Below are 17,124 nucleotides of genomic sequence, written 5' to 3'. Positions count from 1 at the left end.
CGCACATGGGGTCATGCGCCGAGTGCGAGGCCCCGATTTCGGCCACTGTTGGTTAGGCTTCCGCCATGTTCCGTGCGGCCCGGTCGGACGACTTCGAGCAGATCATCGGCCTCTACCGGCAACTGAACCCCGACGATCCGGTGCTGCACGACGGATCTGACGTCGCGGCCTTCCAGCAGATCCTGGGCTCGCCGGCGCTGCATCTCTTCGTCCTCGACGTGGATGGAGTCGTCGTCGCCACGACGTACCTCAACGTGATCCCGAACCTCACCCGGTCGGCGTCGCCGTACGCGGTCATCGAGAACGTCGTCGTCGAGGAGTCGCGGCGCGGCACCGGCCTGGGCCGGCTGATCATGGCCGGCACACTCCAGGCCGCCTGGGATGCGGGCTGCTACAAGGCGATGCTGATGACGGGTTCGCGCACGCCTGCGACGCACGCCTTCTACCGGGCCTGCGGGTTTTCACCCGACGTCAAGAGCGCATATCTGGCCCGACCGTCGCAGCGAAGGCCAGGCTGCTAGGCAGCGGGGAAGGTTTCGCGCAGCGCCGGGTCCAGCGGCCGGCCGCTCGTCGGTTCGATGAACAGGTCGGCGAGCAGCAGGTCGGCGAGGTAGGTGGGGTTGATGCCCGACTCCTTGCGGCCGAGGGACTGTAGCGCGCCGCCCAGTCGCAGGGCGGCCTTCGCGGCGCCGGACGGCAGGCGACGGACCCGGCGGGGTCGGCCCACCGCGTCAGCGATGCGGGCGATCATGTCGTGCCAGCTGAGGTTCTCGTCGGCGACCGGGAGGTCCGCGCCGCTGGCCTGCTCCAGGGCGTCGACAGCGACCTCGGCCACGCTGTGGGCGGAGGCGGCGGCGCTGCCGCCGGTCGGGGCGAGCAGCGGGGTACGCGAGCGGGCCCACCGGTCCAGCGGACCGGCCCAGTTGGGCAGTCGGTCGCCGGCCCGACCGAAGACGAAGGGCAGTTCGAGTACGGCAACCGGCAGGCCGTCGCCGGCTGCTGCCCGCCCCTCGCGGGCCTGCTCCAGGCGGCACCTGATGTACGTGTGCCGTTCGGCGAGGCGCCACTGCGGGTGGAGCCGGTCGAAGTAGGTGTAGTAGGAGCCCATCACGACGCCCCGGGTGAGACCTTCGAGACGGGCGGCGGTGAACAGGCGTACCACCGGGTCGACGTTGTCACTGCGGAACTCGGCATAGATCGGCTTGGGCAGCGGCCGCTGCTCGTCGGTGCGGGTGGCGTAGACGACGCCGTCGTGGCCGGCGAGCAACGGCCGCAGTTGCTCGATCGAGGCCGACCCGACATCGAGCAGATGGTCGACGCCGGGCTGGGCGGTACGCGCCACGGTGGTCGCGACGTGGCCACGCCCCCGGAGAACGTCCACGACGTGAGCGCCGATCAGGCCGCTGCCACCCACCACAAGAATGCGCACGGTGCATCGTCCACTCTGGAGGCAGGCCTTTGTCAAGCGGCTGCGCCGCGATTCGACCAGAATGGCACCCGGAGGTGATCGAGCGTGGTCGACCAGGAGAGCGTGCCCAAGCTGTGTTCGGTGGTGCTCGACTGCACCGATGCGAGGGCGTTGGCGGAGTTCTATCGACAACTACTGGGCTTCGTCTACCGGCCCGGTGACGAACCGCCAGCGGCCGGCCAGGCCGACGAACGCGGCAGTGACTGGCTGGTGCTGCGGTCACCCGGTGGTGGACCCCAGATGGCGTTTCAGCAGGTGGAGCATTTGCCGGAGGCTACCTGGCCGACGAACACAGTGCCCCAGCAGCTGCACCTGGACCTGACCGTGGAGTCCGTCGAGGAGTTGCTGGTCCAGCATGAGCGCGTGCTGCGCCTCGGCGGCCGGCTGTTGTACGACCGGATCGACGACCCGGACGAGCCGCTGCGCGTGTACGCCGACCTGGCCGGGCATCCCTTCTGCGTCCTCGTCGGCTGAGTGGGTTGCCGTCACCTCGCCGGAGCGCAGGTTGACAACGGGCGAGGATGACGTCCGCAACCCCGACGTTCGCATAGGTTCGAGGTACGCAACACCATCGCTGTGAAACGGGGTTGAGGATGCCGGAACCGCGCGCCTTCTGGCTGGACGAGCAGTTCGACCGTGAGCACGGCACCGACGGGCGCGGCCGGTACGAGGCCGAGGTGTTTCGTCGGATCGACGAGTTCGGCGACACCTGGGGTGACTTCGCGCCCGTCGCGTTCGCGGTGACCGCCTGGCGGCTGGCCGCCGAGCTGTCGCCGGGCTTCGTCCGCTGGCACCGACGGATCATCTCGGCGACCTGCGCGCGCAGCCCGTGGGACGGCAGCCTGGTCTGCGCGGTGACGGTGGCCTCGCGCTGGCCGGCCGAGCTGACCTGGACCAAGCAGTGGCAGCGCGACCGTGGTTGGCAGGACTGGCCCCGGTTGTTCGGCCAGTTCACCACGCCCACCGAGGAGGACCGGACGCGCCGCCCGCACCTGCGCGCGCTGCTGCAGGTGGAGGCGCCGGTCCCGCTCGACGACCTGCCGCCGACGCCCGACGGTCCGGACGACGAGGTCGCCGCAGCGGCGCGCCGGGCAGTGGCGGTGGTGGCCCGCGAGCTCAACGACCTCCTCGCGCCGATGATCGGGCAGCTCGACGCCGGAGTGCCGGCGGACTCCTGAGTTGCGCGCTCGCCGGTAGGGTCGTCGGCGTGGATCTGGACGATATCGCCGCCCGGCTCGCAGTGCCCGTCGAGGAGGTCGACCGCGTGCACCGGCTCGCCGGTGACCGGCCGTCAGCTCCGTTGCCAGCCGCTGCCGACGCGCCCGCCATCCTCGACCGGCTCGCCGTGCGGCCGGACGACGCCGCCGAAATCATGGCGGGCTGGCCCGACCCCGACTCTCCGCACTGGACTCCGGAGCTGCGCTGGCTGCTCGACCGTTCGATCGCCCTGGTCCGCGCCGACCTCGCCGGCTACGACTGGCTGTCGCCCGGCCCGGAGCTGCCGCGAGAGCGAGGGCCCGCCTGGCGGCACCTCTACGTGTACGCGTACCTGGCCCTGGTCGACGTGGTGCGCGGTTACCACAGCGACCACGGCGTCCCCGATGCCGTGACCTGGGTGACCCTTGCTGACCTGGGCCGCAACCTCGCTGTCGACCGACGGATGCGCGGCGAGGGTTGGCCGATCATGCAGAGCTGGCTGACGCTGCACTCGCGCGGCAGCGTCTACGAGCTGGGTCGGCTGCAACACCAGCGCGGTGACGGCGCCATCGGCCTGCACGTCCCCGAGTCGGGGCCGTTGACCCCGGAGGCGATCGAGGCGTCCCTCGACGAGGCCCGCGCGTTCTTTCCCCGGCACTTCCCCGACGAGCGCTACACAGCGTTCTCCTGTGCCTCGTGGCTGCTCGACCCGCAGCTGCGCGACTACCTTCCCGAGGACTCCAACATCGTGCGGTTCCAGCGCCGGTTCGAGCTGGAGCCCTACGACGAGTCCGCGGGGCCGGACGCCGACATCGAGGTGCTGCGGTTCGGGTTCCGGACCCTGACCACGCCGCTCGACGAACTGCCACGCCGCACTGCGCTCCAGCGCGCGATCATCGACCACCTGCGGGCCGGTGGCCACTGGCACTGGCGCCACGGTCGCTTCCCGATCTAGACACCCGCGTTCCACCACGCGCCGTTGGCGGCCGCCTGGCCTGCCGGTTCGATGACTTCCCACACCTGCGCTATGAGTCCGTCGGCGATCCGCAGCACGTCGACCACCACGATCTCCGGCCCTCCGTCGGGGAGTCGGCGTCGTGAGTGCACCACGACGTGGTCACCGTCGGCCAGCAGGTGCAGGATGTCGACCCGCATGCCGGCGGTCGGGCCCAGTGCGGCGCGAACCGCGGCGAGCCACTGCGCCCTGGTCGAGGTCGTCGAATCCGACCGGTGATGGGTGAAGTCCTCGCTCAGGTACGAGGCGAGCGTGTCGACGTCGCCGGTGTCGACAAGCCCCGCCAACGCACGTCCGACGATGCTCTTGTTCTCGGTGGTCATGGCCGCAAGTGTTTCCCCGGCCTCGTGCGCTTGTCGATGACATCGCACTTCATGGCGCCCGGAGCGACGATGAGTAGGCTCATGATCATGTATGCGGTCGGGGAACTCCTGCGGCAGTGGCGCAAGCGCCGAGGGCTCAGCCAACTTGACCTGGCGATCGCCGCGGATGTCTCGGCTCGGCACGTCAGCCTGGTCGAGACCGGCAGGTCCACGCCGAGCGCCGACATGATCATCCGGCTCGCCGACCAGCTCCACGTGCCGCTGCGTGACCGCAACCAGCTGTTGCTCGCCGCCGGCTTCGCACCCCGGTACGCGCAGCGCCCGCTCGACGACACCGCCCTGTCGGGCGCCCTCGACGCGGTCCGCAGGGTGCTCCAGGCGCACGAGCCGTATCCGGCGCTGGTCTTCGACCGCCGGTGGAACATCGTGCTCACCAACAGCGCCGTCGACCCGTTCTTCGCGTACGCGGCGCCCGACCTGTTGCGCCCACCGGTGAACCTGGTTCGGCTGGGTCTGCACCCGCGCGGGCTCGCACCCCTGGTCGTCAACCTGGCGGACGTGCGGGCGGTGTTCCGCAGCCGGATCTCGCGTCAGCTCGCCGCCGCTCCCGACGCGGAACTCGCGGCGCTCTACGACGAACTGCTGAACCCGCTGCCCGAGGAGCCGCCGGACCAACGGGTCGACGCCGACGTGGTGATCCCGATGATCCTGCGGATCGGTGGGCGCGAGCTGCGGCTGTTCTCGACCATCACCACGTTCGGCACCCCGATGGACATCACCATCGAGGAGATCGCTGTGGAGTCCTACTACCCGGCGGACCAGCAGAGCGCCGCCTTCTTCACACGGTAGGGCCCGGCCTGGTCACCGACCAGACCGGGCCCCACCACTCGTTCGTCAGCCCGTGGTCAGGATGAACCTCTCCCAGGAGCCAACCGAGGCGCGGTTGGCGATGAGCGATCCCGCCCCGGCGTTCTCGGCGGCCACGATCTGGTTGTTGATCGTGGCGCGCAGACTGACCGTTCCGTCGGAGTTGTTGATGAGCTGGAAGGTCTCCCACGCACCCACGGACGTGCGGTTGGCGATCAACGGCTCCGCGCCCGCGTTCTCCGCGGAGACGTAGAGCCCGTTGGAGCGCGACCGCAGGGCGATGTTGCCGTTGCCGGCGTCCACCCGGTCGAACTGCTCGGTCGTGCCGACGCTGGCCTTGTTGGCGATCAGTGCCGTGGTGCCGACCGCCGACACGTACTGGCTGTTGACCTGCGCCCGCAGGGTGCTCGCCGGTGCGCTGCTACCGGTGCCGGTCGCGAAGGTGAACGCGTCGACGTCGAACAGGTAGCCCGACCCACCCTTGAAGACCAGGTACAACGTCGTCGACGCGGTGGGTGGGTTGCTGATCGTGCCGGACGCCTCGACGAAGGTCTCCCAGTTGCCCGTCACCGGCACCGTGACGGTGCCCAGCAGGCTTCCGGTGGCCGACCCGGCCCGGACCTCGATGGTGCCACCGGCGCCGGCCGACGACGCCCGTACCGTGATGCGGTTGGCGTTGGACAGGTTGTACGGCTGGTAGGAGATCCAGTCGTTGTTCTCGATGAACCCGGCCGTGCGGCCACCCTCGGCGCTGGTGTGGTCGGTGGCCTGGACGCCGGACTGGGCGCCGAAGTGCTCACCCTGGCGGTGCTTCGGTTGCAGGGTCTTGATGCTGTGCGTGGTCAGCCCGCCGTTGTCGGTGTACGCGGCGTCGAACACCCCGTAGATGTTGGCGGCCGAGTCATGCTCACCGTCGGTCGGCAAGGTGATCGAGCCACTGCACCCGGTCTTCGAGGTGATCTGGTGGGCGTGGCTGTCGTGGCCCAGCGCGTACGTCAGGCTCACCTTGGAGCAGTCGATGGTGCCGTCCTGCGGGTCGCTCACCGAGATCTGGTAGGGCACCGTGTCACCGAAGGTGAACAGTTGCCCGTCGCTGGGCGCGGTGAGGGACACCGTCGGTGCGGTGTTGCCCACGGTGACGATCAGGCTCGCCGTGCCGGACAGGCCGGTCGGGTCGGTGACCTTCAGGGTGGGGCTGTACGAGCCGTTCGTGGTGTACGTCTTGGTGGGGTTCGCCGCCGTCGACGTGGTGCCGTCGCCGAAGGTCCACAGGTAGCTGAGCGCGCCGCCCTCGGGGTCGGAACTGCCGGCCGAGGAGAAGTTGACGGTCAGCGGGTTGGCCCCCGACGTGGGGTTGGCCGAGGCGACAGCGATCGGGTTGCGGTTGCCACCACCGATGTACTCGATCCGGAACAGCGCCTGGTTGTTCGAGCCGGTGCCGTAGTCCAGCACGTAGAGCGCGCCGTCCGGGCCGAAGGCCATGTCCATGACCTGCGTGCCGCTCCACGGGAAGTTGGAGATCTCCCCGCGCGAGCCGTCGGAGTTGACCTTGATGGCCTTGATCCAACGGCGGCCGTACTCGCCGGCGAAGAACTGGCCGTCCAGCGACTGCGGGAACTTGATGCTGGAGTTGAGCGAGGCGTTGTACCGGTAGACCGGCCCGCCCATCGGCGACTCCGAGCCGCTGCCGAACTCCGACGGCGAACCGGAGTCACCCGCGTACTTGATCCAGGCCGGCTTCGCCGCGGGCAACGTGCCGAGCCCGGTGTTGCGGAACGAGTTGTTCGTCGGCCCGCCCGTGCAGTTGTACTTGGACTGCGACGGCCCGGACGGGAAGGTGTATTCATTGTATGTTTCGGTGCTCGTGTTGCTGCCGGTGCAGTACGGCCAGCCGAAGTTGCCGGGCGCCGCGATGCGGTTGAACTCGACCTGACCCTGGGGGCCCCGGCTGGAGTTCGTGCTTCCCGCGTCCGGGCCGTAGTCGCCGAGGTAGACGACGCCGGTCCCCTTGTCGACGCTCATCCGGAACGGGTTGCGCAGACCCATCGCGTAGATCTCGGGACGGGTGTTGGCCGTGCCGGGCGCGAACAGGTTGCCTGACGGGATCGTGTACGTCCCGTCGGCCTGCGGCTTGATCCGCAGCAGCTTGCCCCGCAGGTCGTTGGTGTTGCCCGCCGAGCGCTGGGCGTCGAACTGCGGGTTGCGGTTGGTCCGCTCGTCGAGCGGCGCGTAGCCGGACGACTCGAACGGGTTGGTGTCGTCGCCGGTGGTCAGGTACAGGTTGCCGGCGGCGTCGAAGTCCAGGTCACCGCCGACGTGGCAGCACTGCCCACGGTCATTGGCGACCTGGAGCACGATCTTCTCGCTGCCCAGGTTGAGCGTGTCGTCGCTGTTGAGGGTGAACCGCGACAGCCGCAGGTGCCCCTTCCACCGGTCCCAGTCAGACTGCGAACCGGTGGTCGGGGCGTCCCCGGACGGGGTGCTCAACGTGGGCGAGTAGTACAGGTAGATCCACCGGTTGGTGGCGAAGCTGGGGTCGACGGCGACGCCCTGCAACCCCTCCTCGTCGTGGGTGTAGACCGACAGGGTGCCGGAGACCTTGGTGTTGCCGGCCACGTCGGTAACCCGTAGGACACCGTTGCGGGCGGTGTGCAGCACCGAGCGGTTGGGCAGAACGGCCAGGGACATGGCCTCACCCAGCTCGCCCGAACCGGTGGCGAGCTTGACCTGCTGATAGTCGGAGGCGGGAATCACCGCAGCCTGCGCGGTGGACGGTGCAGCCACAGCGAGGGCCGCGCTTGCGACGGTGAGAACCGCCGCGAAGAGCGCCCGGGGCCAGCGCCGGGGATACGAGAGCATGATCGTCCTTTCTCGACGACCGGGGGACGGGCGCGCGGGGGCGCGCCACGACCAGGTGGTGGTGGAGAGCGAGCGGGGGGATCAGGTCAGTTGGTGGTGACCAGGTCGAACTTCTCCCACTGACCGATGGAGGTGCGGTTGGCGATCAGCGGTGACGCGCCCGCGTTGTCGGCGGCGACGTAGCGGTTGTTCACGGTGGCCCGCAGGCTCACCGTGCCGTCGGAGTTGCGAACCAGTTGGAACGTCTCCCAGGCGCCGGCGGTGGCACGGTTGGCGATCAGCGCGGCGGCCCCGGCGTTCTCGGCCGCGACGTACTGCGAGTTGCTCTTGGCCCGCAGCGCCACGTTGCCGTTGGCCAGGTTGACCAGGTCGAACCGCTCGCTGGTGTTCACCGAGGTCTTGTTGGCGATCAGCGCGGTGGTCGAGTTGGGCGCGCTGACGTACTGGTTGTTGGCGCGGGCCCGCAGGGTGGAGCCGCTGACGGTGGGCGGCGGGGTCGTGGTGCGCGGCGAGCAGTCGGCCGTCACGGAACCCGCGGCGACCTGGAGGCCGCCGAGCAGCATCCGGGTGAAGTTCGGGTCGGTGTACGACGCCTCGGTGTGCCCGAGGCCCGTGTACCAGGCACGCCCGCCACCGTAGGCCTTGCACCAGGTGATCGGGTGGTCGCCGTTCATGTTGCCGCCGCTGTAGGACGACTCGTCGAGGCTGGCCAGCACCCGTGCGCTGGACCGGGGGTTGGTGCGGTAGTTGTACCACTCGTCGGAGCGGACCCAGGTGGTGCCGAGGTGGGCGGTCGAGGGGTTGGTCTGGTCCTCGATCCGCACCGTGGCGTTCTGGATCGCCGGGTGCGAGTCGAACCACGCGCCGACCAGCGAGCCGTACCACGGCCAGCTGTACTCGGTGTCGGCAGCGGCGTGCACGCCGACGTAGCCACCACCGGCGGCGATGTACGACTCGAACGCGCTCTGCTGGCTGGCGTTGAGGACGTCGCCGGTGGTCGACATGAAGACCACCGCCTGGTACTGGGCCAGGTTGGAGGTGGTGAACTGGGCGGCGTCCTCGGTCGAGGTGACGGTGAAGCCGTTTGCCGAGCCGAGCTGCTGGATCGCGGCGATGCCGTTGGGGATGGACGAGTGCCGGAAGCCGGCGGTCTTGCTGAACACCAGGACCTTGGTCAGTGGTGCCGCCGAGGCGGGGGTCGGCAGTGCGACCAGGCTGGCCAGCATGACGGCCAGGCCGGTGACGAGTGCCAACAGGCGGGGACGGGAACGCATGGTCTTGCTCCTCTGCTGAGCGTCTACCTCAGGCTGTGCGCACGGGCAGGCCGGAGGCCGCGATGGCGGTGGTGCGGAAGCCGGGCCGCCGATGCTCGGCTGAGGTGGTGGTGGGGGTGCAGGGGTTGGGCGGTGACACCGGCCGAAGATGCAGACGTCCCACAATGGACGATCTAAATTCATCGACTGGCATCGTTGACGCAGTAAACCTCCGATGTCTAGGCCCCGTCAAGCCCACGTGTTCCGGTCCGACTACGCCCGTGCACGGCCGACGGCGGGGTGGAGGTAAGACGTATCGTCGGTGCGATGAGCACCGACGAAGATCGAGAACGGCTCGCCGAACAACTCGTGGCGCTGCCGGTCCGCGAGCTGGTCGACGTCCTGCGCCGGGCCCTGCCGCACTACACAGCCGAGGCGTACGGCATGCGAACTGCGCTGACTCTGGCGAGCGTCACCTACTACGCGGACGAGGTCGAACCGGGCCTCAACGTCGAACTGGTCGCCTGGCCGGACCGCGACTACTACGACGGGGGCCTCGGGATCGACCAGGGCCTGTGGGAGAACGGCCACTGCGCACTGTGCGACATCGAGGTCACCTCGAATGCCAAGCGCGCGTTCTGCCCGTACTGCGGATCCGCGTGTTCCCTGACCTGACCACCACGTCGGCAGGCCGTCCCGCGGCCAGCCGCTGCCGCCCTACCGGGTGCCCCGGGTCGCCATCAGAATGAGGTCGGCGATCGTCTCCGGGTGGGTGACCATGGCGAGATGCGACGATTCGACCTCGATGGTCGTCGCGTTCATCCGATCGGCCAGGAAACGCTCCAGTTCCGGCGCGGTGGTGCGGTCCTGTGTGGAGATCGAGTAATAGCAGGGCCGGTCCCGCCAGGCGGCCGTCGTCGTGCGGCCCTCGAAGAGGTTCTTGGTGATCGGGCCCTGCACCGCGTACAGAGCGCGGGCCCGGGTCTGCTCGATTCCCCCGGCGAAGTCGGCCAGGAAAGCGCTCTCGCTGAGCTGCGCGTACCCGTCGTGGTGCACGAGGCCGGCGTTCGCGGGCGGCGTGGGGTACCTGGCGGCGAGCGCGGCGTAGTCCTCGCCGGCGTCCGGTGCGCGGGCGGCGACGTACACCAGGGCGGTGACCCTCGGGTGGTTGCCGGCCTCGCTGATGACCGTGCCGGCCCACGAGTGGCCCACCAGCACCGTCGGCCCGTCCTGCCGGTCGAGGGCGCGGTTGGTGGCCGCGACGTCGTCGGCCAGGGAGGTCAGCGGGTTCTGGACCGCGGTGACCGTCAGCCCGGCCCGCTGTAGCAGCGGGATGACGTCGGACCAGGAGGACCCGTCGGCGTACGCGCCATGGACCAGGACGACGTTGCGGGCGGGCCTGGCCGAAGACGTGTCGCTCATCCGAAAACCTCCGCATGACGCCGTGCCGCCGCCCGTTGCTCGACGACAGCTCTCGCCCACCACTCTTCCCCACGCCGGTCGGGGCGGTGGGTCAAACGTCCAGGCTTCAGCCGCTAGAGGGCGCCGGGTCCGCAACCGCGGACGGTCAGCGGCCGAGGACGAGGTAGCCGAGGCCGAGGACACCCCGGTAACCGTCGACGTACTGGCGCAACCTGTCGTCGAGTTCCGCGCGGACCTCGGCCGCGCGGGGATCCTCCGGGTACGCCAACAGCCACTCCTGCCGGCCGGCGAGCCAGGTCGACTCGAAGTCGTCCCACTCCCGCTGGTCGGCGGTGCTCAGGTGCAGCAAGCGCCAGCCCCGCTGTCGGGCGGTCTCGACCAGCCCGGAGAGGGTCGGGACCTCCGGACCGAAGATTTCGGCGATCTCCGCCGTGGGGGACCGTTCCCAGTACGCGTCGCCGAACAGCAGCCGCCCGCCGGGCCGGACCACTGCGGCGAGGGCGTCGAGGGCGGCCTCGGTGCCGCCGAAGGCATGTGCCGAGCCGATGCAGAGGACCCGGTCGGCCGGCTCCTGCCAGGCCGCCGCTTCCCCCATCACGAAGGCGACGTGCCGGTTCAGCGACCGCCCCGCGGCCAGCCGCCGCCCTCGGGCGAGCGCGGCCTCGTCGGTGTCGACGCCGACGCCGCGCGTCGCGACCGGGCCGGAGACACCGCCGGCGGCGACCGCCCGCAGCAGCAGCTCACCCCAACCACAGCCGAGGTCGAGCACCCGTGCGCCGGGGCGAACGTCGAGCCGTTGCAGCAGCAACGCGGCGTGCTCCGGCGAGAGCGGAGTGTTCCAGCGCATCCGCGCGTGACGGCTGGCGGCGAGGTGGTCGGTTGACTGCATCCGTTGAGAGTGTCAAGCCGTGTGCCGGGTCCGGCACCGGGGCGTACGGCAGGATCGCTGAGATGGACGCGGAGCGTGTGGGGCCAGCGCGGCGGCCGACCCCGCAGGAGGTGGCGGCGGCGGCCGGTCGGGGTCTGCCGGACATCATCGGTCCCGGGCTGCGCGTGCTGTTCTGCGGCTACAACCCGGGCCTGTACTCGGCAGCGGTGGGGGAGCCGTTCGCCCGCCGGGGCAGCCGATTCTGGCCGGCCCTGCACGGGGCCGGCTTCACCGACCGCCAACTGCACTCGTGGGAACGCGACGAGCTGTTGCGGCAGGGCCTGGGTATCACCAGCCTGAGCAACAGGGCCACCGCCCGCGCCGCCGAGCTGACCCCGGAGGAGCTGGTCGCCGGGGTGACCGGGTTGGCGGTGAAGGCCGAGCGCTACCGGCCGAGCTGGGTGGCGATCCTCGGGGTGACCGCGTACCGGATCGCCTTCGCCCGACCGAAGGCCGGGCTGGGCCCGCGACCGGACCGGCTGGGCCCGGCCCAGGTCTGGGTGCTGCCGAACCCCAGCGGCCTGAACGCGCACTTCCCGCTGCCGGCGTTGACCGCCGAGTTCGCCAAGCTGCGGCAGGCCCTCGACCCCTAGCCGGCCGTAGCGACCAGCCCCTGGTAGTAGGGCTGCATCGCCGGGTGGTAGTCGTCGAACTCCGGGCGGGGCGAGCCGTCCCGGGAGGCGACCAGCAGGTCCAGGTAGTACTCCCAACCGGCACCCACCTCGGCGATGCCCTCCACGCTGCTCAGGTGCTGCACGAACCGCAGCTCGGTGGTGCCGTCGGTCTCGGTCAGCGACAGCTCCAACAGCCAGCTGCCGTAGTCGTCGACCATCGACACGGCGAGGTGCTGCTGCGGTTCGCACGCGTCGATGCGCACCTCGCACCAGGGTTGCTGCTCCTCGTACGCCATCTGGACCCGGATGGTCCGTCCGGGCCCGGCGTCGCCCTCCCACGGGCCGAACCAGCGGGCCGTACGCTCCGGCTCGGTCAGGCTGGCCCAGACGTCGGCCGCCGGGGCGCGAAAGGTTCGGGTGAGGACGAGATCGTGGCCGGTGTCGGTCTGGAACAGGCGTCCGGCGGGCGTGCGGGTCATGCCGTTTGCTCCCTTCGGTGCTCCGCCGGGCCGCGGCTGCGGCGCTCTCGGCGGGTGCGATAGACCTCGGTCTCCAACGCGTCGAGGTGCCGGCCCCACCGGTCGCTGGCCGCGAGCGCGGCGAGCCAGTCGACCAGCGGGGCGAGCGGGCGCGGATCGAGTCGGTAGATCCGCTGTCGGCCGACCATCTCGTCGTGCACCAGACCGCTCTCGCGTAGTAGCCGCAGGTGGCGGCTGATCGCGGGTCGGCTGATCACGAATCGCTGGGCGATGTCACCAGCGGACAGCGACTCGTCGCGCAGCAGGGTCAGGATGTGCCGTCGTACCGGGTCCGCGATCGCGGTGGCCACCTCGTTCACCTGGAAAGCGTAACCTGTGGGTTACGGGTTGGCGTGGTGAAGGCCACGGACGGCCGCATGTCGCCGCGTCGATGGTGGGCACATGATCACTTGACCTGGCACTCTTTACGCCATGGCCGCCCTCCTTCGCTCCCGCCTGACCGACTGGACGTTCGTCGTACCTGTGCTCGCCGTCCTGATATTGATGGTCACCTGGGGGCGGAGCCTGCCTGGGCCCGTCATCGTGGTTGTCGCGGTGCTGCTGGGCGGCGCGGTGCTCGCGGCGGTGCACCACGCTGAGGTGGTCGCCCACCGGGTGGGGGAGCCGTACGGGTCCCTAGTACTCGCCGTCGCGGTCACAGTGATCGAGGTAGCCCTGATCGTCACGCTCATGATCAGCGGGCCGGAGAAGACCCAGTCGCTCGCCCGCGACACCGTCTTCGCCGCCGTCATGATCACCTGCAACGGAATACTGGGCCTGTCCCTGCTGCTCGGGGCGCTGCGCCGCCGCGTGGCGGTGTTCAACCCGGAGGGCACCGGCGGAGCCCTGGCCACCGTGATCACCCTGGCCACCCTGAGTCTGGTCATCCCGACCTTCACCACGGCCCGGCCCGGCCCGGAGTTCAGCCCGGCCCAACTCGCCTTCGCCGCCGTCGCCTCGCTGGCGCTCTACGGGCTGTTCGTGCTCGTGCAGACCGGCCGGCACCGCGACTACTTCCTGCCGGTCGACAGCCGGGGCCAGGTCATCGAGACGGAGGAGCACGCCAAGCCGCCCACGACCCGTGCGGCGATGGTCAGCCTGGGGCTGCTGCTGGTGGCGCTGGTCGCGGTGGTCGGCGACGCCAAGACCGTCTCGCCGACCATCGAGGCCGGCGTTGCGGCGGCGAACCTGCCGCACGCCTTCGTCGGCGTGATCATCGCCCTGCTCGTGCTGCTGCCGGAGACCCTGGCCGCCGCCCGCGCCGCCCGCCGCGACCGCGTGCAGACCAGCCTGAACCTCGCGCTCGGCTCGGCGATGGCCAGCATCGGCCTGACCATCCCGGCCATCGCGATCGCCTCGATCTGGCTGGACGGCCCGCTGCTGCTCGGCCTGGGCGGCACCCAGCTCGCCCTGCTCGCGCTCACCGCCGTCACCGCCGTCCTCACAGTGGTGCCCGGCCGGGCCAACGTGTTGCAGGGCGGCGTACACCTGGTGCTGATGGCCGCCTTCGTCTTCCTGGCCGCCAGCCCGTGACCCGCACGGTCCGCCGGCTCGTCGCGTGACCCGCACGGCCCGTCGGCTCGTCGCGCGGCCCGTCGGCCCGTCGCGTGGCCCGCGCGGCCCGTCGGCTCAGCCGGTGGGCGGCGGGTCGCCCGCGAGGCGCTCCGCGCGGGCGTTCAGGTAGCGCTGCTGCGCCAGGTTCGTCGAGCGCGCCGACGCCATCCGGTACGCCTCCCGCGCCGCGACCCGCTCGCCCTCCAGCTCCCACAGGTGGGCGCGGGCGGCCGGCAGTCGAGGGTCGTCGGCGAGACGGGGGTCGTCGGCCAGGTCGGCGAGCAACGCCAACCCGGCCGGCGCGCCCCGGCTCATGGCCACCGCCACCGCGTGGTTGAGCGCCACCACCGGGTTGTCGGACATCCCGAGGAGCACCTCGTACAGCGCGGTGATCTGCGCCCAGTCGGTGGCCGCCGCGCTGGGCGCCTCGTCGTGCACGGCCGCGATGGCCGCCTGGAGCTGGTACGCCCCGACCACCCCGCGCGGTAGCGCCCGGTGATCAGCTCGACTCCCTCGGCGACCTGGTCGGCCCGCCACCGGGCGCGGTCCTGCTCGGCCATCGGCACCAGCTCACCGTGCGGGCCGATCCGGGCCGGCGCGCGGGCGTCGGTGAGCAGCATCAACGCGAGCAACCCGGTGACCTCGGGGTCCTCGGGCGCCAGCCGGCGCACCAGCCGGGTCAGCCGGATCGCCTCGGCCGTCAGGTCGGCGCGCAGCAACCCGGGCCCGGCGGTGCGGGCGTACCCCTCCGTGAAGATCAGGTAGAGCACGTGCAGCACGGCGGCGAGCCGGTCGGCGCGCTCCGTGCCGGTGGGCGGCGCGAACCGCAACCCACTGTCACGGATCCGCTGCTTGCCCCGACTGATCCGCCGGGTCATCGTCGCCTCCGGCACCAGGAACGCGCGCGCCACCTCGGCGGTGCTCAGCCCGCCCACCGCCCGCAGGGTGAGCGCGATCTGCGACGCCGCCGACAGCGCCGGGTGACAGCACAGGAACAACAGGATGAGCGTGTCGTCGGCGTCCGCCGGCGGACGGTCCGCGGCGGGGGCGCGCCACTGCTCCGGGAGCACCCACCGGGCCACCGTGTCCTCCCGCCGCATCCGGGCCTGCTCGCGACGCAGCAGGTCGGTCAGCCGACGGGACGCCACGGTGATCAGCCAGCCGCGTGGATTCTCCGGTACGCCGTCGCGCGGCCACCCGTCCGCGGCGGCGATCAGCGCCTCCTGTACCGCGTCCTCGGCCGTGTCGAAATGCCCGTAGCGGCGGACCAGCGCGCCGAGGACCTGCGGCGCCAGCTCGCGCAGCAGGTCCTCGGCGGGAGTCTCCGGCACCGGGTCAGCCGGCCAGGTCCTCGACACCGTCGAGCACCGGTCGCACGTCCACGTACCCACCGGGGGCGTCCGGGTCGACCAGGCCGGCGGCGATCTCGGTGGCCCGGTCGAAGCTGGCGCACTCCACGATGGTGTAACCGGCGAGGACCTCCTGCGTCTCCGGGTACGGGCCGTCGGTGACCACTGGTGCCCCCTCGCGCACCTGCACCCGGCGGGCGTGCACCGGCTCGCTCAGGCCCCGGGCGTCAACCAACTCCCCGGACTCGGCCAGCGCCTGGTGGAAGGTCTCCATGTGCTTGTGCATCGCCGCGATCTGCTCGGCCGACATCGCCGGCCGGTCGGAAGCCCGCCCGGACAGCACGTCGTAGTCCTGCTGCGACCCGTAGAGCAAAATCATGTACTTCACGGTTCTTCTCTCCTCCTCCGGTGAGGACACCACCCCGGCGCCCTCACCGGAAACGTCGAACCTCAACCCACCACCCGGACATCCCACCCACCTCGGATCTGCCTCCCACCCGAACCGGTGATCGTGAAGTCGGCGTCGCGACACGCCGAGCGGGGTGACGCCAAGTCCATGATCACCGAGGGGCGCTGTGGTGGGTGGGGCCTAGGTTGGCGGGATGACTGTGGTGTGGGTGGTGGTGGGGGTCTTCGTCGTCGTGGCGGGGGTGGCGTTTGGCGTCGTGGTACGGCGGGGGCGGGTCGGTGAGGTGGGGGGCGACGACTCTCGGGCTGGGCGGGACGCTCGTGCTCGCCAGCACAGGTACGAGGCAGAGCGGCACGGTAACCAGGGTGACACGTGGCAGCGCGGCCGCGAGTCGGGCGGTTGACGTCGGCTGCGACTGCCCGCCCGGGCCCAGGGCACGTGAACCGTCCGGCCGTGCCGTGCGTGAAACCGGTGACGGGCGTTGCGGTCCTATCGTCGGGGTACTACCAGCCTGAGTACCGATGTCTGGGGAGGCACAGTGGGGGCACGGTTCGGACGTGACGCGCGGGGCCCGTTGGCGGGGCTGCTGATCGCCGCACTGGTCTCCCTCGCCTGCGCCGGCGGTGGGCTGGCCGAGCCGGAGGCCGAGCGCCCCGGGGCGAACCCGTCGGCAGCCTCACCGGGGCCGAGCACCACCAGGGCCGACAGCACCACGAGCGTCGCCGAGTTCGAGCAGGACGTCGCCGACGCGCAGGCGGTCGCCGAGCGGTACTGGGCGGCCCAGTTCAAGGAGTCCGGGCAGCGATTCCAGCCGATCCGGCGGATCATCCCTTACCAGCGCGACGGCGAGGTGTCCTGTGGCGGTCAGGCGTTGCCCCGCAACAACGCCGTCTACTGCTCGCGGGGCGACTTCATCGCGTACGACGTCGCCTGGTCGGTGGCGGCGTTCCGCCAGGTCGGCGACGCGTTCGTGTTCTACCTGCTCGGGCACGAGTACGCGCACGCCATCCAGGTGCGGCTCGGCATCAACTACAGCTTCACCATCCAGCAGGAGTTGCAGGCCGACTGCATGGCCGGGGCGTACCTCGGCGACTCGGTGCGCTCGGAGGCCCTGACCCTCGCCGAGGGCGACCTGGACGAGTTCCGGGAGGGGGTGGCGGCGGTCGGTGACGACCCGGACCAGCCGTGGTTCGCGGAAGGGGCGCACGGCACCGCCGAGCAGCGCACCGACATGTTCTTCCGGGGTTACGAGGGTTCCCTGAAGGAGTGCGACCTGGGCTGAACGGGTTGCCCGGATCACCCTGGCGCCCGTTGCCGCCACCAGCCCCGGCGGCTGCTGGCAGGATCG

The 17,124-nt window shown here is 70.8% G+C and carries 19 protein-coding genes and 1 pseudogene; 10 read left to right on the top strand and 10 right to left on the bottom strand.

Annotation, left to right across the window (positions count from 1 at the left end):
- Positions 1–65: 65 nt before the first annotated feature.
- On the top strand, positions 66–521 hold the full coding sequence (locus tag AB0K35_RS13680; protein ID WP_363885435.1) for a GNAT family N-acetyltransferase: 456 nt from the start codon (positions 66–68) through the stop codon (positions 519–521).
- Here the strand turns inward: AB0K35_RS13680 and AB0K35_RS13675 are convergent.
- Positions 518–1,429 (bottom strand): NAD-dependent epimerase/dehydratase family protein, encoded by a 912-nt coding sequence (locus tag AB0K35_RS13675; protein ID WP_238672335.1) that lies wholly within the window; start codon positions 1,427–1,429, stop codon positions 518–520. The two genes, AB0K35_RS13680 and AB0K35_RS13675, sit on opposite strands and share 4 nt — an antisense overlap.
- Before the next feature lie 84 nt (positions 1,430–1,513).
- Between AB0K35_RS13675 and AB0K35_RS13670 the strand changes: the two genes are divergently transcribed.
- The 3 genes from AB0K35_RS13670 (at position 1,514) to AB0K35_RS13660 (ending at position 3,620) form a co-directional block, all read left to right on the top strand.
- Entirely contained in the window at positions 1,514–1,942 is a 429-nt protein-coding gene (locus AB0K35_RS13670; RefSeq protein ID WP_363885433.1) for a VOC family protein, read from the top strand.
- Between the two features lie 119 nt (positions 1,943–2,061).
- A complete protein-coding gene (locus AB0K35_RS13665) occupies positions 2,062–2,646 on the top strand; it encodes a hypothetical protein (protein ID WP_363885431.1) in 585 nt (194 codons plus the stop codon).
- Positions 2,647–2,675: 29 nt separating this feature from the next.
- On the top strand, positions 2,676–3,620 hold the full coding sequence (locus AB0K35_RS13660) for an acyltransferase domain-containing protein (RefSeq protein ID WP_363885429.1): 945 nt from the start codon (positions 2,676–2,678) through the stop codon (positions 3,618–3,620).
- Here the strand turns inward: AB0K35_RS13660 and AB0K35_RS13655 are convergent.
- Positions 3,617–4,003 carry a nuclear transport factor 2 family protein gene (locus AB0K35_RS13655; protein ID WP_357364025.1) on the bottom strand — a complete coding sequence of 129 codons (387 nt, stop codon included), beginning with the start codon at positions 4,001–4,003 and terminating at the stop codon, positions 3,617–3,619. The two genes, AB0K35_RS13660 and AB0K35_RS13655, sit on opposite strands and share 4 nt — an antisense overlap.
- Positions 4,004–4,072: 69 nt before the next feature.
- Here AB0K35_RS13655 and AB0K35_RS13650 point away from each other — a divergent pair, with 69 nt between their 5' ends.
- Positions 4,073–4,852 carry a helix-turn-helix transcriptional regulator gene (locus tag AB0K35_RS13650; protein ID WP_363885427.1) on the top strand — a complete coding sequence of 260 codons (780 nt, stop codon included), beginning with the start codon at positions 4,073–4,075 and terminating at the stop codon, positions 4,850–4,852.
- A 45-nt stretch (positions 4,853–4,897) separates the two neighbouring features.
- On the opposite strand, the gene AB0K35_RS13645 is transcribed toward AB0K35_RS13650, so the two are convergent.
- Positions 4,898–7,729 (bottom strand): PQQ-dependent sugar dehydrogenase, encoded by a 2,832-nt coding sequence (locus tag AB0K35_RS13645; protein ID WP_363885425.1) that lies wholly within the window; start codon positions 7,727–7,729, stop codon positions 4,898–4,900.
- An 86-nt stretch (positions 7,730–7,815) separates the two neighbouring features.
- Positions 7,816–8,955, bottom strand: coding sequence for a ThuA domain-containing protein (locus AB0K35_RS13640; protein WP_238672360.1), 1,140 nt, complete (start codon positions 8,953–8,955; stop codon positions 7,816–7,818).
- Between the two features lie 354 nt (positions 8,956–9,309).
- Between AB0K35_RS13640 and AB0K35_RS13635 the strand changes: the two genes are divergently transcribed.
- Positions 9,310–9,657: a hypothetical protein gene (locus AB0K35_RS13635; RefSeq protein WP_238672328.1), complete on the top strand. Its 348-nt coding sequence runs from the start codon at positions 9,310–9,312 to the stop codon at positions 9,655–9,657.
- Positions 9,658–9,699: 42 nt separating this feature from the next.
- Here AB0K35_RS13635 and AB0K35_RS13630 read toward each other — a convergent pair whose 3' ends face one another.
- Together AB0K35_RS13630 and AB0K35_RS13625 are read right to left on the bottom strand one after the other, a co-directional pair.
- Positions 9,700–10,404: an alpha/beta hydrolase gene (locus AB0K35_RS13630; protein WP_238672327.1), complete on the bottom strand. Its 705-nt coding sequence runs from the start codon at positions 10,402–10,404 to the stop codon at positions 9,700–9,702.
- A 145-nt stretch (positions 10,405–10,549) separates the two neighbouring features.
- Positions 10,550–11,293, bottom strand: coding sequence for a methyltransferase domain-containing protein (locus AB0K35_RS13625; protein ID WP_363885423.1), 744 nt, complete (start codon positions 11,291–11,293; stop codon positions 10,550–10,552).
- A gap of 62 nt (positions 11,294–11,355) precedes the next feature.
- Between AB0K35_RS13625 and mug the strand changes: the two genes are divergently transcribed.
- Positions 11,356–11,925 carry a G/U mismatch-specific DNA glycosylase gene (gene mug / locus AB0K35_RS13620; protein ID WP_238672325.1) on the top strand — a complete coding sequence of 190 codons (570 nt, stop codon included), beginning with the start codon at positions 11,356–11,358 and terminating at the stop codon, positions 11,923–11,925.
- Here mug and AB0K35_RS13615 read toward each other — a convergent pair.
- Complete coding sequence (locus AB0K35_RS13615; protein WP_238672324.1) at positions 11,922–12,425, bottom strand: SRPBCC family protein; 504 nt, start codon at positions 12,423–12,425, stop codon at positions 11,922–11,924. The two genes, mug and AB0K35_RS13615, sit on opposite strands and share 4 nt — an antisense overlap.
- On the bottom strand, positions 12,422–12,784 hold the full coding sequence (locus AB0K35_RS13610) for a metalloregulator ArsR/SmtB family transcription factor (protein ID WP_238672323.1): 363 nt from the start codon (positions 12,782–12,784) through the stop codon (positions 12,422–12,424). The genes AB0K35_RS13615 and AB0K35_RS13610 overlap by 4 nt, the downstream gene beginning before the upstream one ends.
- Positions 12,785–12,896: 112 nt before the next feature.
- Here AB0K35_RS13610 and AB0K35_RS13605 point away from each other — a divergent pair, with 112 nt between their 5' ends.
- Positions 12,897–13,997 (top strand): ionic transporter y4hA, encoded by a 1,101-nt coding sequence (locus AB0K35_RS13605; RefSeq protein WP_238672322.1) that lies wholly within the window; start codon positions 12,897–12,899, stop codon positions 13,995–13,997.
- Positions 13,998–14,093: 96 nt separating this feature from the next.
- On the opposite strand, the pseudogene AB0K35_RS13600 reads toward AB0K35_RS13605, so the two are convergent.
- A pseudogene (locus tag AB0K35_RS13600) lies at positions 14,094–15,349 on the bottom strand (DUF6596 domain-containing protein).
- Positions 15,350–15,353: 4 nt separating this feature from the next.
- Positions 15,354–15,746: a YciI family protein gene (locus AB0K35_RS13595; RefSeq protein WP_238661275.1), complete on the bottom strand. Its 393-nt coding sequence runs from the start codon at positions 15,744–15,746 to the stop codon at positions 15,354–15,356.
- 223 nt (positions 15,747–15,969) lie between these two features.
- Here AB0K35_RS13595 and AB0K35_RS13590 point away from each other — a divergent pair, with 223 nt between their 5' ends.
- Positions 15,970–16,179: a hypothetical protein gene (locus tag AB0K35_RS13590; RefSeq protein WP_363885420.1), complete on the top strand. Its 210-nt coding sequence runs from the start codon at positions 15,970–15,972 to the stop codon at positions 16,177–16,179.
- A 135-nt stretch (positions 16,180–16,314) separates the two neighbouring features.
- On the top strand, positions 16,315–17,058 hold the full coding sequence (locus AB0K35_RS13585; protein WP_238672320.1) for a neutral zinc metallopeptidase: 744 nt from the start codon (positions 16,315–16,317) through the stop codon (positions 17,056–17,058).
- The last annotated feature ends 66 nt before the right edge of the window (positions 17,059–17,124 follow it).

The sequence above is a fragment of the Micromonospora sp. NPDC053740 genome (assembly GCF_040677775.1).
GTDB classification, from domain to species: Bacteria; Actinomycetota; Actinomycetes; order Mycobacteriales; family Micromonosporaceae; genus Micromonospora; species Micromonospora alfalfae.
Note: the sequence above shows the minus strand (reverse complement) of the source record. Positions and strands in the feature narration are given on the sequence as shown.

Bases quoted from the DNA above. Each gene is read 5' to 3' on its own strand.
- AB0K35_RS13635 (WP_238672328.1), top strand. From the start codon at position 9,310: ATGAGCACCGACGAAGATCGAGAACGGCTCGCCGAACAACTCGTGGCG.
- AB0K35_RS13605 (WP_238672322.1), top strand. From the start codon at position 12,897: ATGGCCGCCCTCCTTCGCTCCCGCCTGACCGACTGGACGTTCGTCGTA.
- AB0K35_RS13655 (WP_357364025.1), bottom strand. From the start codon at position 4,003: ATGACCACCGAGAACAAGAGCATCGTCGGACGTGCGTTGGCGGGGCTT.
- AB0K35_RS13590 (WP_363885420.1), top strand. From the start codon at position 15,970: ATGACTGTGGTGTGGGTGGTGGTGGGGGTCTTCGTCGTCGTGGCGGGG.
- AB0K35_RS13595 (WP_238661275.1), bottom strand. From the start codon at position 15,746: ATGATTTTGCTCTACGGGTCGCAGCAGGACTACGACGTGCTGTCCGGG.
- AB0K35_RS13630 (WP_238672327.1), bottom strand. From the start codon at position 10,404: ATGAGCGACACGTCTTCGGCCAGGCCCGCCCGCAACGTCGTCCTGGTC.
- AB0K35_RS13625 (WP_363885423.1), bottom strand. From the start codon at position 11,293: ATGCAGTCAACCGACCACCTCGCCGCCAGCCGTCACGCGCGGATGCGC.
- mug (WP_238672325.1), top strand. From the start codon at position 11,356: ATGGACGCGGAGCGTGTGGGGCCAGCGCGGCGGCCGACCCCGCAGGAG.
- AB0K35_RS13645 (WP_363885425.1), bottom strand. From the start codon at position 7,729: ATGCTCTCGTATCCCCGGCGCTGGCCCCGGGCGCTCTTCGCGGCGGTT.
- AB0K35_RS13680 (WP_363885435.1), top strand. From the start codon at position 66: ATGTTCCGTGCGGCCCGGTCGGACGACTTCGAGCAGATCATCGGCCTC.
- AB0K35_RS13640 (WP_238672360.1), bottom strand. From the start codon at position 8,955: ATGCTGGCCAGCCTGGTCGCACTGCCGACCCCCGCCTCGGCGGCACCA.
- AB0K35_RS13665 (WP_363885431.1), top strand. From the start codon at position 2,062: ATGCCGGAACCGCGCGCCTTCTGGCTGGACGAGCAGTTCGACCGTGAG.
- AB0K35_RS13650 (WP_363885427.1), top strand. From the start codon at position 4,073: ATGAGTAGGCTCATGATCATGTATGCGGTCGGGGAACTCCTGCGGCAG.
- AB0K35_RS13615 (WP_238672324.1), bottom strand. From the start codon at position 12,425: ATGACCCGCACGCCCGCCGGACGCCTGTTCCAGACCGACACCGGCCAC.